Genomic DNA, 13575 nt, shown 5'->3' with positions numbered 1-13575 from the left:
TCGCGACGGTTTTTAAAAATTTTAGTTGTCAGCCCAGCGCTGCTGGGCTGATTCAATGTTGTTAATGTCCACATTGTCCGATACAACGGGCCTGTTGCGGATCGCCGGCTCGCCGGCATGGAAAGGAAGAATATTATGTCGTTGTCCTGGGATGATGAAACCACGTCGGCAGCTGTGCCGCGTCCGGCGCAGCAAGCGCCATTGGGAAATACCGAATTGAACCTGGCGGCCGGTGCCGAGCCGTCCGAAGCGAACGCCGAGCAAGTGGCGCGCCGCGTGAATGCCGACGACAAGCGCATCATCAACGGCAAGACGGACGTCAACCAGCTGGTGCCGTTCAAGTACAAGTGGGCGTGGGACAAATACCTGGCCGGCTGCGCCAACCACTGGATGCCGCAGGAAGTGAACATGCAGCGCGATATCGAGCTGTGGAAAAACCCGAACGGCCTGACGGACGACGAGCGCCGCCTGGTCAAGCGCAACCTGGGCTTCTTCGTGACGGCCGACTCGCTGGCCGCCAACAACATCGTGCTGGGTACCTACCGTCACATCACGGCGCCGGAATGCCGCCAGTACCTGCTGCGCCAGGCGTTCGAGGAAGCGATCCATACGCACGCCTACCAGTACATCGTGGAATCCCTGGGCCTGGACGAAGGCGAGATCTTCAACGCCTACAACGAAGTCAAGTCGATCCGCGACAAGGATGAATTCCTGATCCCGTTCATCAATACGCTGACCGACCCGGCATTTACTACCGGCACGGTGGAAAACGACCAGAAGCTGCTGAAATCCCTGATCGTGTTTGCCTGCCTGATGGAAGGCCTGTTCTTCTACGTCGGCTTCACGCAGATCCTGGCGCTGGGCCGCCAGAACAAAATGATGGGCGCTGCCGAGCAGTACCAGTACATCCTGCGCGATGAATCGATGCACTGCAACTTCGGCATCGACTTGATCAACACGATCAAGATGGAAAACCCGCTGCTGTGGACGGCCGAATTCCGCGAAGAGATCAAAGTGCTGTTCATGCAAGCCGTGGAGCTGGAATACGCGTACGCGGAAGACACCATGCCACGCGGCGTACTGGGTCTGAACGCACCGATGTTCAAGGGCTATCTGCGCTTCATCGCCAACCGCCGCGCGCAGCAGATCGGCCTCGAGCCGCTGTTCGCGCAAGAGGAAAATCCATTCCCGTGGATGAGCGAAATGATCGACATGAAGAAGGAACGCAACTTCTTCGAGACGCGCGTGACCGAGTACCAAACGGGTGGTGCGCTGAACTGGGAATAGTCCTTTTTCAGGCTACGCCAAGAAGCGCCGTCATCGTGACGGCGCTTTTTTTTCGCGTGCATGGCGGCGGAAAAAAAGCATGCTTCATGCAGCGATGCGAAGAGGCTTGCGCCAGGATTTTCGCCTGCCGCGAAGGGACGCATGGCGGGCCCAAAAAATCATTTCAGGAGACGCTGGCGGCAGCATTTGCCGCGCGATTGTGCGATAGCACGCGTAACGTGCAAAAAAGCGGGCGAAAACGTGTCGTGCCGGTTGCGCATTGACAAGGTTTTCGTGTACTTTATGAGATTGCAAATGCGAGCGTTAGAATGCGGGGGTTTTTAACCAGCGCGGTAACGAAAAAAGCTCGCAAAACAGGGATACAGATTTACACGGATATGCACAAAACCACACCGTTTTCGTCTGCCGCCGTGCCCGAATTTTTTCAGGCATGGCGGTTTTTTATTTGACGCATAGGTGTTGTGGCGAGCGCGATGCGAGGAGCGAAAAAACGCACGGCATCGAAAACGAATGACCGAATTCAGACTTTGCCACCAGCTGCGAGATAAAGCAGGGTGGCACCGACGATGGCTGAAGTGCTGCAAACGTGAGGAGTTGCAGCAGTTCAGCTGGTGCCGAATTCATTAGCGCAAACGACCGTTTGTGCCGATGAATAATTCGCCTGGCCTATCCCTGTGGTGGGTCGGACGGGTTTAAATCTTGTAGCTTAAATTTCTCATCTCAGATGAAGGAGAGACAAATGGCAACAGCCGCTAAGAAATCAGAAGTAAAGAAACCAGCCGCCAAGGCTGCTCCTGCCGCGAAGAAGCCGGCAGCCGCAGTCAAGACGGTTGCCGCTAAACCAGCTGCCAAAGCCGCAGCGAAACCAGCCGCCAAACCAGTCGCCAAAGCCGCAGCCAAGCCTGCAGCAAAAGTGGCCGCCAAGCCAGTAGCCAAAGCCGCAGCGAAACCGGCGGCCAAGGCAGCAGCAAAACCGGCAGCTAAGCCGGCAGCCAAGCCGGCAGCCAAGCCAGCCGCGAAAGTGGCAGCGAAACCTGCTGCCAAGGCAGCAGCCAAGCCAGTGGCGAAAAAAGCCGTTGCCAAGCCGGCCGCCAAGCCAGCAGCCAAAGCCGCAGCAAAACCAGCGGCCAAAGCGGCAGCAAAACCAGCAGCCAAGCCAGCAGTGAAAAAAGCCGCAGCGAAACCTGCCGCCAAACCGGTCGCCAAGCCAGCAGCCAAGCCAGCAGCGAAAAAAGTCGTCGCCAAGGCAGCAGCCAAGCCGGCCGCCAAAGCAGCAGCGAAGCCAGCAGCAAAAGCTGCAGCCAAGCCAGCGGCCAAGGTAGCAGCGAAGCCAGCAGCAAAAGCGGCAGCCAAGCCAGCCGCCAAGGCAGCAGCGAAAAAAGTCGTTGCCAAGCCGGTCGCCAAAGCAGCAGCCAAGCCAGCAGCGAAAGCCGCAGCGAAACCTGCCGCCAAAGCAGTGGCCAAGCCAGCAGCGAAAAAAGTCGTCGCCAAGCCAGCCGCCAAGGTGGCAGCGAAGCCGGCAGCCAAAGCTGCGGCCAAGCCAGCGGCCAAGGTAGCAGCCAAGCCGGTAGCGAAAGTTGCCGCCAAGCCAGCAGCTAAAGTAGCCGCCAAACCGGTCGCCAAAGCAGCAGCGAAACCTGCCGCCAAGGTCGCAGCAAAACCTGCAGCCAAGCCAGCGGCCAAGGTAGCAGCCAAGCCAGCAGCGAAAGCCGCAGCGAAACCTGCCGCCAAGCTAGCCGCAGCGCCAGTCGTGGCAGCTGCACCGGCAGCAGCGGCACCTGCCGCCGTGGTCGCCAAGCCAGCCGCCAAGAAGGCCGCGCCTAAAAAGGCCGCACCGAAGAAGGCAGCGCCTGTCGCCAAACCATCGGCACCTATCGCACCTGTAGCAAAAACCGTGTTGGCACCGGCTGCAGCCTGGCCATTCCCAACCAGCACCCGCCCATCGTAATTCCAACGATACGGGTGCCTGGATGAGGCAACACGCCGCTGTGTGACTCAATCACACAGCGGTTTTTTTTTGGAGAATTAGTCGTGCTGATCGTTATCCTTACATTGGTCGTTGATACCATTGCCACTTTGCTGGGCGGCGTGTTGCTGCTGCGCTTCTGGATGCAGGCGGTGCGCGTGCGGCCTCCCTCGTCGGTGGCGCAATTCACGTTTCAATTGTCCGACTGGCTGGTGCGCCCACTGCGCCGCGTGGTGCCGGGCGTGGGCGGGTATGACTGGGCCAGCCTGATCGGCGCCTTCCTGATCGTGCTGCTGGCCAGCTCGGTCCTGTTTATTTCCGGCGCTCCCGTCGAAGTGGTGCTGCTCAAGTCGCTGCAACGCTTCCTGCAATGGATACTCTACGGTTTCATGGCCCTGCTGATCATCGAAGCCATCTTCAGCTGGGTCAACCCGCATGCGCCGCTGGCGCCGTTTGTACGGGCCCTGAACGAGCCGCTGCTGCGTCCGATCCGCAAGGTCGTGCCGCTGGTCGGCAGCCTGGACTTGTCGCTGCTGGTAGCGCTGATCCTGTTGCAGATCGCGCAAGTGCTGGTGGGGATGATTATTGTGCTGCGATGACGGTGATGCTGGCGTAGGTCGGGTTAGCCTAGCGTCACCCGACGTCACCCGCGATGCCAATGATGTTGTCGGATTACGCGTGGCTGCGCCCCGCTAATCCGACCTACGACCTACATATTAATAGCGGTAACCAAATGCCGCTTCGAACTGCTCGGCGATGCTTTCTGGTGTAAACACATGGTTTTGCGCGCCCTGCGTGGCGATTTTAATCGCGCCCAGCAGGCTGGCCAGGCGGCCGCTGGTTTCCCAGCCCAGGTCGTTGGTGATGCCGAACAGCAAGCCAGCACGGTAGGCATCGCCGCAACCGGTCGGGTCCAGCACTTCCTTGGCGGCCACGACAGGAATGTCGATGCGCTTGCCGTCCGTATAGATTTCCGACCCTTTTTCGCCACGCGTGACGATCAGCGCGTCCAGGCGGCTGGCGATGTCCGGCAGGCTCAAGCCCGTGCGCTCCATCAGCATTTCCATTTCATAGTCGTTGGCCGACACATACGTGGCTTTGTTGATGAAGTCGATCAACTGTTCACCATTGAAGCGTGGCAACTGTTGACCCGGGTCGAACATGAAGGGGATGCCCAGCTCGGCCAGGTCGGCGGCGTGCTTGAGCATGCCCTGGTCGCCGTCGGGCGAAATGATGGCGACCTTGGCCGGGCCCGCATTGGCGATCGGGTTTTCATGCGCAAACGACATGGCGCCCGGGTGGAAGGCATTGATCTGGTTATTGTCCGCATCGGCCGTGACGAAGCACTGCGCGTTGTAGCTGTCGGCCTTGATCAGGATGTTGGCGGTGGAAATGCCCAGCTTTTGCAGGCGCTCCAGGTAGGCGGCGCTATCTTGCCCCATGACGCCGACGATGCGCGGGTCGCCGCCCAGCATCTTCAGGCTGTAGGCGATGTTGCCCGAGCAACCGCCGAACTCCGTGCGCATGGTGGGCACGAGGAAGGACACGTTCACCTTGTGCAATTGGTCGGCCAGCAGGGATTCGCCGAAGCGGCCGGGGAATTGCATGATGGTGTCGGTGGCGAGCGAGCCGCAGATCAGCGATGTTTTGGTCATGATAGTGTCGGTTAAGGGTAAAAGATGGCGATATGGTAGCCAGACGCCGTGAGCTGGTCTAATGCAAAGTACAGTTTGATGGTTTGTTCCGAGCGCGGCGCAAAGCCCTGGCTCACATCGATCGTGGCCGGCAGGTAGTCGCGCGGCGCGATGACACGGCGCAAGAGGGGCTTGTCGTTGGCATCGTTGAGTATCAGTTCGATGCTGGGCCAGGCTTGTACGCTGCGGCTCTGGTTGCGCAGCAGCGAGACGTAGGAAAAGGTTTGTTCCTTGAGGGTTTGCAATTCACCCTGTTCGATGGACAGCGCTTCGATCTGCGCCGGCAAGTCGACCTGGCAGCCACTGAGCTTGCACAGCGCGACCAGGGTCGGCTTCCACTGCGGAAACTGCGCCGCCAGCGGATTGCGGAAGGTGGTCATTACTTGCAGGAATAACAAAAGCAACAGCACTACCGAGCCGATGGCCATGGCCGCGCGCAAGGCCTTGCCGCTCTGTTCGCGGCGCCGGCCCTGGATCACAAAGGCCGGTTCGTCGTCGGCCGGCGGCAGGACGCAGTCGTCCTGCTCTTCGGCTGGCTCCGGCGCAACGGGGGCGGCGGGCAGCGCGTCGAAAGAGTGGTCGGCCAGCGTCGGTTCCCGGCGCGCGGGGGTGGGCTTGTCCAGGCTGACTTTTTCGGCTGGGACTACTGGGGCTGCCACCGTTTCCAGGCTCGGTTCGCGGCGGCTGTCGCGCAAATACGTGGCGAAGGCGGGTACGTCATCGACCTGGCGGCGCTTGAACGGCGCCATCGGCTGGGGCAGCGGCGCTTCCGGTGCTTCGGCCGGTGCCATGGCAGGGGCGGCGACAGGCGCGTCAGCCAGCGCCTCGGCAGGCAGGCTGACGTCGAGGTCCAGCTCGATGTGGTCGCCATCGTCTGCATCATCCTTGAGCTGCGCCGTTGCCGGCAAGATGCCGAACGGGTCGAACGAGGTGTCGAAGTCGAGAGAATAGATGGGTTCGTCGTCCGTGGCGGACGGCAGGCTGTTGTCGGCCGGATTAGTGCTCGACAGCGCGGCGGCAGCGCCGGGGCCGGACGTTAAAAACGGCGATGCCGCGGCTGGATCGACCAGCGCGGCATTGCCGTCAAAGACTTCCCTGCACGTGCCACAGCGCACGATGCCCCCACGTAACTTCAACTGGTCAGCAGCGACCCGAAATATCGTGTTGCAATGGGGGCATTTGGTGGCGAGGGCCATTGCTGTGCTTATGCACCTTCCGCGCGGGGCGCAGGCGCTTGCGTGCAGCCCAGGCGGCCATGCAGGGCCACCCAGCCATCTTGCTCGGCCCACACACCCAGTTCGATGAACGGTGCGTAGGCTGCGGCCACTTCTTCGGCCTGGCGTGCCAGCACGCCGGACAGGATCAGCGCGCCACCGGCGGCAACACGGCCCGACAGCATGGGCGCCATCAGCATCAATGGGCTCGACAGGATGTTGGCGACGACGATGTCAAACTTGGCCGTGGCGTGTGCCGATGTGGCAAACGTGTCTGGCAAGAAATATTCGATCTCGCACTGGTTGCGTTCGGCATTCAAGCCAGCCGATTCGATCGCTTGCGGGTCGATATCGACACCGACCACGGTTTGCGCGTCCAGCTTCTTGGCCACCATGGCCAGGATGCCGGAGCCGCAACCGTAGTCGAGCACGCTCTTGCCAGGAGCGGGATTGGCTTCCAGCCATTCCATGCACAAACGCGTGGTCGGATGGCTGCCCGTGCCGAAGGCCAGGCCCGGATCCAGTTCCAGGATCAGGCCGTCAGGATCCGGTGCCTCGTGCCAGCTGGGCACGACCCAGATATTCTTGCCGATGTGAATCGGCGCGAATTGCGACTGGGTCAGGCGCACCCAGTCCTGCTCTTCCACGGGGCGCATGGTAAAGGCGGGAACTTCCACCATGCCGACCGCTGCGGCGGCTGCAGCCACGATGGCGGCCTGGTCGGCGTCGACGTCGGTCAGCGCCACCACGCGGCTGCGTTCCCACGCCGCTTCCTTCGGTTCCATGCCGGGCTCGCCAAACAGGGGCTGCTCGGCATCCGTGCCTTCATCGGCGTCTTCCACCGAGACCGACAGGGCACCCGCTTCCATCAAGGCGTCAGACATGGCCTCGGCGTTGTCACGGGCGATTTCGATGACGATTTCCGTCCAGCTCATGCGCCCGCCTTGATTTCGGATTTCTTGGCGATGCTGGGGCTGCCGCTATTCAGGTTCTTGCCCAGGTCCGGCATGTCGGCCAGTTTCTGTTCCAGATAGTGAATGTTGGTGCCGCCTTCGATGAAGCGCGCGTCGATCATCAGTTCGCGGTGCAGGGCGATATTCGTGTTGATGCCTTCGACCACCATTTCGGACAGGGCGATCTGCATGCGGCGGATCGCTTGCTCGCGCGTGGCGCCGTAAGCGATCACTTTGCCGATCATCGAGTCGTAGTGCGGCGGCACGTAGTAACCGGCGTAGGCGTGCGAGTCGACGCGGATACCGGGGCCGCCCGGCGCATGCCACGACACGATCTTGCCTGGCGATGGCGTGAACTTGAACGGATCTTCGGCATTGATGCGGCACTCGATGGCGTGGCCCGACAGCAAGACGTCGCGCTGGCGGAAACGCAGTTTTTCGCCGGCGGCGATGCGGATCTGCTCTTGCACGATGTCGATGCCGGTGATCATCTCGGTGACGGGATGTTCCACTTGCACGCGGGTATTCATTTCAATGAAATAGAACTCGCCGTTTTCGTACAGGAATTCAAACGTGCCGGCGCCGCGGTAGCCGATCTTGCGGCAGGCTTCGGCGCAACGGTCGCCGATTTTCTCGATGAGTTTGCGCGGGATGCCCGGCGCTGGTGCTTCTTCGATGACTTTCTGGTGGCGGCGCTGCATGGAGCAATCGCGCTCGCCCAGCCAGACGGCGTTCTTGTGTTCGTCGGCGAGGATCTGGATTTCCACGTGGCGCGGATTTTCCAGGTACTTCTCCATATACACTTCAGGGTTGCCGAAAGCCGTACCGGCTTCCGTCTTGGTCATCGACACGGCGTTGATCAGGGCAGCTTCCGTGTGCACGACGCGCATGCCGCGTCCGCCACCGCCGCCGGCAGCCTTGATGATGACCGGGTAGCCGACTTTGCGGGCAATTTGCACGATCGCTTTCGGATCATCCGGCAATGCGCCTTCCGAGCCGGGTACGCACGGTACGCCGGCCTTGATCATGGTTTGCTTGGCCGACACTTTGTCGCCCATCAAACGGATCGATTCGGAGCGCGGGCCGATGAAGACGAAGCCCGATTTCTCGACGCGTTCAGCAAAGTCGGCGTTTTCCGACAGGAAGCCATAGCCTGGGTGAATCGCTTGTGCATCCGTCACTTCAGCGGCGCTGATAATGGCGGGCATGTTCAGGTAGCTCAGGGCCGACTGTGCCGGGCCGATACAAACGGATTCGTCGGCCAGCTTGACGTATTTTGCGTCCTTGTCGGCTTCGGAGTGGACTACAACCGTTTTAATGCCCATTTCGCGGCAGGCGCGCTGAATACGGAGGGCAATTTCACCACGGTTGGCAATCAGGATTTTTTCAAACATGGTAGGTTCGCGTATGTCTGTGAGAGCCGGCGAGCCGGCGAAACAACAAGTGTGAGGGGCTAAAACTGCAAACGGCCGTTGCCGGCCGTGTGGACTGGGTTTTAGCCGATCACAAACAAGGGTTGACCGAATTCGACCGGCTGGCCGTTTTCGACCAGGATCTGGGTCACGACACCGGCTTTATCGGAGTCGATTTCATTCAGCAGCTTCATCGCTTCGATGATGCACAGGGTATCACCTTCTTTGACGGTCGAGCCCACTTCAACATAGGCGGCGCTGCCAGGAGCGGAGGAGCGGTAGAAGGTGCCGACCATGGGCGACTTGACCACATAGCCCGTAGGCTCGGCGGCGACGACTGCGGCCGCTGGCGCAGGCGCGGCTGGCGCGGCTGGCTGGTAGTGGGCTTGCATGCCTTGCGGCTGCATCATGACCATCTGGTTTTGCGGCATGGCCGACGATTTGACGATGCGAACCTTGCTTTCGCCTTCGGTCACTTCCAGCTCTGCGATATCCGATTCGGCGACCAGGTCGATCAAGGTCTTGAGTTTTCGTAGATCCATGTAAAACCCCTAGGAATGTAGTTTGTTTTATGAGTGATGCGGTGATGTCCAGAACCTATCGCCGCGCTAAATACGTGCAGATCGCGTAGATTAACGTTTTTTAAGCGCAAAGTCGATGGCAAGCCGATATCCATCGATACCTAGCCCGCAGATCGTCCCCTGCGCGATCGCGCTGAGAAATGAGTGATGTCGAAACGTTTCGCGTTGATAAATATTCGAGATATGGACTTCCACGAACGGGATGGCGACCCCGGCCAGCGCATCGCGCAAGGCAACGCTGGTATGGGTCAGGCCGCCCGGATTGATGACGATGGCATCGATCCCTTCCGCTCGCGCGGCATGGATGCGGTCGATCAGTGCGCCTTCATGGTTGCTTTGAAAGCAGATCAGGTCGGCACCGGCCGCCATGGCTTGCGCCATTGCTGCCTGCTCGATATCGGCCAAGGTGCTGGCGCCGTAGACCTCTGGCTCGCGCGTTCCCAGCAAATTCAGGTTGGGACCGTTGAGCAGAAGGAGGTTTTTTGCCATGTATGGAAGACCGTTTTAGCGAAAGTTCCGCATTTTGCCGCCAAAGATACGCATTGGCAAGAGAAAAAAGCACGCTCCGAATTTACAATTTATCCAGATCGGCGCGCAACTGATCAAATTTCAAGCGGCCCAGATAGGTCTTTTTGACTTCGCCATCGGCGCCGATCAGCACCGTAAAGGGCAAACCACCGGTGGCATTGCCAAAATGACGCGACAGGTCGGTGCCGCTGAGACCGGACACATACACAGGATAGGCGATCTTGACCTTGCTGGCAAAAGTGGCAATATTGCTGGCCGAATCGATACCGATACCGATCACTTGCAGGTTTTTTGCCGCATAGTGGCCTTGTACTTCAGATAACTCCGGCATTTCTTCCACGCAAGGCGGACACCATGGCGCCCAGAAATTCACCAGCAGGTTTTTTCCTTTCCATTGCGACAAGGCTTGCGTGGCGCCCGCCGCGTCCGGCAGGGACAGCGCATACAGCTCGTTGACGGGACCCGTCGCGCCTGGCGCGATGGTGGTCGTCAGCGGTCCCGCTGCTTTCGCTTTTTCCTTGCTCAAGCCCACGTAGGCGCCCATGCCGCCGAACATCAGCGCCACGATGGCGCAGCCGATCCAATTCTTTTTTGTCATAACTTTATCTATATCAATGTTAGTCGGCAGCCGGCACGCCATCGGCGAGGCTGGCGGCCAGCAGGCTGCGCAGCCCGGCGATGTCGGTGCGCAGCACTTTGCCGTCCGCCTTGGCTTTCAGTGCGCCGCGCATATCGTCGAGCTCATACATGGCAGCGTGCACGCCTTCGTTTTTCCACAAGAAACTGGCTGTCTCGACCGCATCATAACGCGCTCCCTTGAAATGCGGGCTTTCCGACATGTCGAGCACGACATTTTTATTCAGCAGGAAGATGTGGATATCCTTGGCGCTCTCGGCAAACAGCTGCAAATAGATCTCGTCGTGGGGGCCGGCCGTGCCATTGAGCACGGGGCCGCTGAGCAGGGGATGAAATTGTTGCAACGCTTCCATGACCTGCAGCGCGATCGTGCGCAGCTGGAACAGGCGCGCCGGCTGGCTGCCGGCCAGGAACAGGGCATTGTATTGCCGCACCTGTTCCTCGATCATGTCGTTATCGGGAAGTACGTTGGGCGGGCTGGGCGCGTCGCCCAGGACTTGCCGCGCCGCCTTGCGCTTGGCGCTGCCATAGTCGGCGCCATCCTGCGCCACCAGGCGCGCGGCAGCGGCGGCGATTTCCTGGCGCAGCTGCGCGCTATCGTCAAATGCATCGTTCGTCATGAGCGAGATGATACTCCGAAGCGGAAAAAGTCATGGCGTCAGGTAAAATCCCACACTTGCTCTTTTTTTTCTCATCGTCTTACTTACTTAAGCGTGCACCTTTCGCACTGATCACATGCATATTCATATTCTCGGCATTTGCGGTACCTTCATGGGCGGCCTGGCCGTGCTGGCCAAGGAAGCCGGCCATAAAGTTACTGGTTGCGATGCCAACGTGTATCCGCCGATGAGCACCCAGCTGGAATCGCAGGGAATCGAACTGATCCAGGGCTTTGATCCCGAACAAACCAAGCTGAACCCGGATTTGTATGTGATTGGCAATGTCGTCTCGCGCGGTAACCCGCTGGTGGAAGAAATCCTCAACCGCAGCCTGCCGTACGTGTCCGGTCCGCAGTGGATCGGCGAACACATCTTGCGCAACAAGTGGGTACTGGCCGTGGCCGGCACGCATGGCAAGACGACCACCTCGGCCATGCTGGCCTGGATACTCGAAGACGCGGGCTATGCGCCGGGCTTCCTGATCGGTGGCGTGCCGATGAACTTTGGCATTTCCGCCCGTCTCAGCGGCAAGATCGACGGCAAGAGCGCCGAGTCGGACTTCTTCGTCATCGAAGCCGATGAATACGATACGGCCTTCTTCGACAAGCGCAGCAAGTTCGTGCATTACCACGCGAAGACGGCCATCATGAATAACCTGGAATATGATCACGCCGACATCTTCCCCGATCTGCACGCGATCGAGACGCAATTCCACCATCTGGTGCGCACGGTGCCCGGCATCGGCCGCCTGGTGTTCAATGGCGACGAAGCGTCGCTGCAGCGCGTGCTGGCGCGTGGTTGCTGGAGTGAAAAGGAAAGTTTTGGCCAAGATGCCAACTGGCAACTGCAAGAGCAGGCCGATGGCAGCTTCGACGTGTATTTCAATGGCCAGCAGGAAGGCCATGTGGCGTGGGCGCTGACGGGCAAGCACAACCGCAGCAATGCGCTGGCGGCCATCGCCGCCGCGCGCCATGTGGGCGTGCCGATGGCCCAGGCCTGCGCCTCGCTGGCCACATTCGACAGCGTCAAGCGGCGCATGGAAGTACGCGGCGTGGTCAACGACATGACCGTGTACGACGATTTCGCGCATCACCCGACGGCCATTGCCACCACCGTGGGCGGCCTGCGGCAAAAAATCGGCAGCAGCGCCCGCATCCTGGCCGTGCTGGAACCGCGTTCGAACACCATGAAGCTGGGCGCCATGAAAGATGCGCTGCCCGGCAGCCTGAAGGATGCCGACCTGGTCTTCGGTTTCGGCAGCCATGCCGCGCTGGGCTGGAGCCTGGGCGACGCGCTGGCGCCGCTGGGCAAGATTGCCAGCGCGTATGAAGACATCGATACCCTGGTGGCCGCCGTGGCCGCGGCCGCCCGTCCCGGCGACCAGATCGTCGTCATGAGCAATGGCGGCTTTGGCGGCGTGCATCAGAAGTTGCTGGAGGCGCTGGGCCGATGATTCTGTACCTGCATGGATTCCGCTCGTCGCCCCTGTCGATGAAGTCGCGCCTGCTGGCCGCGCAGATGCAGGCGCTGGGCCGCGAAGCAGAGTGGCTGTGCCCGCAATTGCCGGCCTCGCCCAAGCTGGCCATCGAGCTCGCCCTGTCGCTGGTCAAGGACGTGGCGCCGGGCGACCTGACGATCATCGGCTCCTCGCTGGGCGGCTATTACGCCACCTGGCTGGCCGAGCAGCTCGGTTGCCGCGCCGTGTTGTTGAACCCCGCGATTGTTCCCCTGATCGACCTGGAACAGCATGTGGGCGTGACGACCGAGTTCCATTCGGACCAGCCATTCGAGTTCAAGCGCGAGTATATCGACGAACTGCGTGCGTTTGCCGTAGCGAAAATTACTGAGCCGCAACGTTACTTCCTGATTGCCGCCACCGGCGATGAAGTACTCGACTACCGCGACATGCTGGCGCATTATCAGGGGGCGCAGCAGTGCGTCATCGACGGCAGCGACCATGGCATCAGCGAATTTGCTGACTACCTGGCGCCCGTGCTGGCCTTTTGCGGCATCGATGCGGACGCCGCCCAGTGAGGCCGGGTTCGCTACGCCAGGCGCAATGGCATGCGCACGTGAATGCCGTCAATGCGCCACAGGCCTTGCGCCACTGGCTGACGGGCGGCGGTTCGCTGACGGCCAAGCTGAAAGCGCATAGTCAGGCATTTCGCGTGCAATGTTTGCATCAGGAAACGGCACGTTGTTTGAGCGACGAGGCGGCCATCATTGGTTTGCACCGCGCGGGCCGGGTATGGGAACGCGAAGTGTTGTTGCGTTGTGATGACAAACCGGCCGTGTTTGGCCATACCGTCGTGCCCATGCAGGCGACGGCCACGGACTGGCCCTTGTTTTCCGCGCTGGGCGAGCGATCGCTGGGCACGACCCTGTTTGGTGACCGCATGGTGCGGCGCGGCACACTGGAATTTGCCCGCTTGCGCGCCGGCCACCCGCTGGTGCAGCGGGCGCAGACAGCGCTGGCACGGGAAGGGCAGCGCGTCGACGAACAGGCGCTGTTTTTTGCCCGCCGCTGCCTGTATCAGCGTCACCAGGGATTGCTGCTGGTAACCGAAGTATTTTTGCCGGCGGTGCTGGAGTTGACGTCCTTCGCTCGCACCGTTACAACCGACACATTAATAAACAAAGCATAA

15 protein-coding genes are annotated in these 13575 nt (G+C 60.4%); 6 read left to right on the top strand and 9 right to left on the bottom strand.

The genetic code is table 11. The features are described 5' to 3' along the window. Positions 1 to 135: 135 nt before the first annotated feature. Entirely contained in the window at positions 136 to 1287 is a 1152-nt protein-coding gene (locus tag ACP7EG_RS11470) for a ribonucleotide-diphosphate reductase subunit beta (protein ID WP_096237837.1), read from the top strand. 720 nt (positions 1288 to 2007) lie between these two features. On the opposite strand, the gene ACP7EG_RS11465 is transcribed toward ACP7EG_RS11470, so the two are convergent. Further along, positions 2008 to 2481, bottom strand: coding sequence for a hypothetical protein (locus tag ACP7EG_RS11465; RefSeq protein ID WP_426087696.1), 474 nt, complete (start codon positions 2479 to 2481; stop codon positions 2008 to 2010). Between ACP7EG_RS11465 and ACP7EG_RS11460 the strand changes: the two genes are divergently transcribed. Together ACP7EG_RS11460 and ACP7EG_RS11455 are read left to right on the top strand one after the other, a co-directional pair. Beyond that, positions 2450 to 3235 carry a hypothetical protein gene (locus ACP7EG_RS11460; RefSeq protein ID WP_426087695.1) on the top strand — a complete coding sequence of 262 codons (786 nt, stop codon included), beginning with the start codon at positions 2450 to 2452 and terminating at the stop codon, positions 3233 to 3235. The two genes, ACP7EG_RS11465 and ACP7EG_RS11460, sit on opposite strands and share 32 nt — an antisense overlap. Positions 3236 to 3318: 83 nt before the next feature. Beyond that, on the top strand, positions 3319 to 3852 hold the full coding sequence (locus tag ACP7EG_RS11455; protein ID WP_426087694.1) for a YggT family protein: 534 nt from the start codon (positions 3319 to 3321) through the stop codon (positions 3850 to 3852). A 117-nt stretch (positions 3853 to 3969) separates the two neighbouring features. Here ACP7EG_RS11455 and ACP7EG_RS11450 read toward each other — a convergent pair whose 3' ends face one another. From ACP7EG_RS11450 to ACP7EG_RS11415, 8 genes are all read right to left on the bottom strand, one after another. Further along, on the bottom strand, positions 3970 to 4908 hold the full coding sequence (locus ACP7EG_RS11450; protein WP_426087693.1) for a carbohydrate kinase family protein: 939 nt from the start codon (positions 4906 to 4908) through the stop codon (positions 3970 to 3972). A gap of 11 nt (positions 4909 to 4919) precedes the next feature. After that, positions 4920 to 6143: a DUF3426 domain-containing protein gene (locus ACP7EG_RS11445; RefSeq protein ID WP_426087692.1), complete on the bottom strand. Its 1224-nt coding sequence runs from the start codon at positions 6141 to 6143 to the stop codon at positions 4920 to 4922. 8 nt (positions 6144 to 6151) lie between these two features. Then, positions 6152 to 7096 (bottom strand): 50S ribosomal protein L11 methyltransferase, encoded by a 945-nt coding sequence (gene prmA, locus ACP7EG_RS11440; RefSeq protein ID WP_426087691.1) that lies wholly within the window; start codon positions 7094 to 7096, stop codon positions 6152 to 6154. Beyond that, the gene (gene accC / locus ACP7EG_RS11435; RefSeq protein WP_071075520.1) at positions 7093 to 8508 is read right to left on the bottom strand and encodes an acetyl-CoA carboxylase biotin carboxylase subunit; all 1416 of its coding nucleotides are present in this window, start codon (positions 8506 to 8508) and stop codon (positions 7093 to 7095) included. Before accC ends, prmA begins: the two co-directional genes overlap by 4 nt. A gap of 101 nt (positions 8509 to 8609) precedes the next feature. Further along, positions 8610 to 9068: an acetyl-CoA carboxylase biotin carboxyl carrier protein gene (gene accB, locus ACP7EG_RS11430; RefSeq protein WP_298405213.1), complete on the bottom strand. Its 459-nt coding sequence runs from the start codon at positions 9066 to 9068 to the stop codon at positions 8610 to 8612. Between the two features lie 90 nt (positions 9069 to 9158). Continuing rightward, a complete protein-coding gene (gene aroQ / locus ACP7EG_RS11425; RefSeq protein WP_071075522.1) occupies positions 9159 to 9596 on the bottom strand; it encodes a type II 3-dehydroquinate dehydratase in 438 nt (145 codons plus the stop codon). An 82-nt stretch (positions 9597 to 9678) separates the two neighbouring features. After that, the gene (locus ACP7EG_RS11420) at positions 9679 to 10233 is read right to left on the bottom strand and encodes a TlpA family protein disulfide reductase (protein ID WP_071075523.1); all 555 of its coding nucleotides are present in this window, start codon (positions 10231 to 10233) and stop codon (positions 9679 to 9681) included. Positions 10234 to 10252: 19 nt separating this feature from the next. After that, entirely contained in the window at positions 10253 to 10891 is a 639-nt protein-coding gene (locus ACP7EG_RS11415; RefSeq protein WP_426087690.1) for a hypothetical protein, read from the bottom strand. A gap of 115 nt (positions 10892 to 11006) precedes the next feature. Here ACP7EG_RS11415 and mpl point away from each other — a divergent pair, with 115 nt between their 5' ends. From mpl to ACP7EG_RS11400, 3 genes are read left to right on the top strand one after another with little or no spacing between them, the layout of a single operon-like run. Then, positions 11007 to 12383, top strand: coding sequence for a UDP-N-acetylmuramate:L-alanyl-gamma-D-glutamyl-meso-diaminopimelate ligase (gene mpl, locus ACP7EG_RS11410; RefSeq protein WP_426087689.1), 1377 nt, complete (start codon positions 11007 to 11009; stop codon positions 12381 to 12383). Continuing rightward, the gene (locus ACP7EG_RS11405; RefSeq protein ID WP_426087688.1) at positions 12380 to 12964 is read left to right on the top strand and encodes a YqiA/YcfP family alpha/beta fold hydrolase; all 585 of its coding nucleotides are present in this window, start codon (positions 12380 to 12382) and stop codon (positions 12962 to 12964) included. The genes mpl and ACP7EG_RS11405 overlap by 4 nt, the downstream gene beginning before the upstream one ends. Beyond that, a complete protein-coding gene (locus tag ACP7EG_RS11400; RefSeq protein ID WP_426087687.1) occupies positions 12961 to 13575 on the top strand; it encodes a chorismate--pyruvate lyase family protein in 615 nt (204 codons plus the stop codon). The genes ACP7EG_RS11405 and ACP7EG_RS11400 overlap by 4 nt, the downstream gene beginning before the upstream one ends.

The sequence above is a fragment of the Janthinobacterium sp. PSPC1-1 genome, from assembly GCF_049897625.1.
GTDB classification, from domain to species: domain Bacteria; phylum Pseudomonadota; class Gammaproteobacteria; order Burkholderiales; family Burkholderiaceae_D; genus Janthinobacterium; species Janthinobacterium tructae.
The sequence above is the reverse complement of the archived record's forward strand: the minus strand, read 5'-3'. Positions and strand labels throughout refer to the sequence as shown.

Coding starts and splice junctions, on each gene's coding strand:
- ACP7EG_RS11470 (WP_096237837.1), top strand. CDS start 136: ATGTCGTTGTCCTGGGATGATGAAACCACGTCGGCAGCTGTGCCGCGT.
- ACP7EG_RS11450 (WP_426087693.1), bottom strand. CDS start 4,908: ATGACCAAAACATCGCTGATCTGCGGCTCGCTCGCCACCGACACCATC.
- ACP7EG_RS11445 (WP_426087692.1), bottom strand. CDS start 6,143: ATGGCCCTCGCCACCAAATGCCCCCATTGCAACACGATATTTCGGGTC.
- prmA (WP_426087691.1), bottom strand. CDS start 7,096: ATGAGCTGGACGGAAATCGTCATCGAAATCGCCCGTGACAACGCCGAG.
- accC (WP_071075520.1), bottom strand. CDS start 8,508: ATGTTTGAAAAAATCCTGATTGCCAACCGTGGTGAAATTGCCCTCCGT.
- accB (WP_298405213.1), bottom strand. CDS start 9,068: ATGGATCTACGAAAACTCAAGACCTTGATCGACCTGGTCGCCGAATCG.
- aroQ (WP_071075522.1), bottom strand. CDS start 9,596: ATGGCAAAAAACCTCCTTCTGCTCAACGGTCCCAACCTGAATTTGCTG.
- ACP7EG_RS11420 (WP_071075523.1), bottom strand. CDS start 10,233: ATGACAAAAAAGAATTGGATCGGCTGCGCCATCGTGGCGCTGATGTTC.
- ACP7EG_RS11415 (WP_426087690.1), bottom strand. CDS start 10,891: ATGACGAACGATGCATTTGACGATAGCGCGCAGCTGCGCCAGGAAATC.
- mpl (WP_426087689.1), top strand. CDS start 11,007: ATGCATATTCATATTCTCGGCATTTGCGGTACCTTCATGGGCGGCCTG.
- ACP7EG_RS11405 (WP_426087688.1), top strand. CDS start 12,380: ATGATTCTGTACCTGCATGGATTCCGCTCGTCGCCCCTGTCGATGAAG.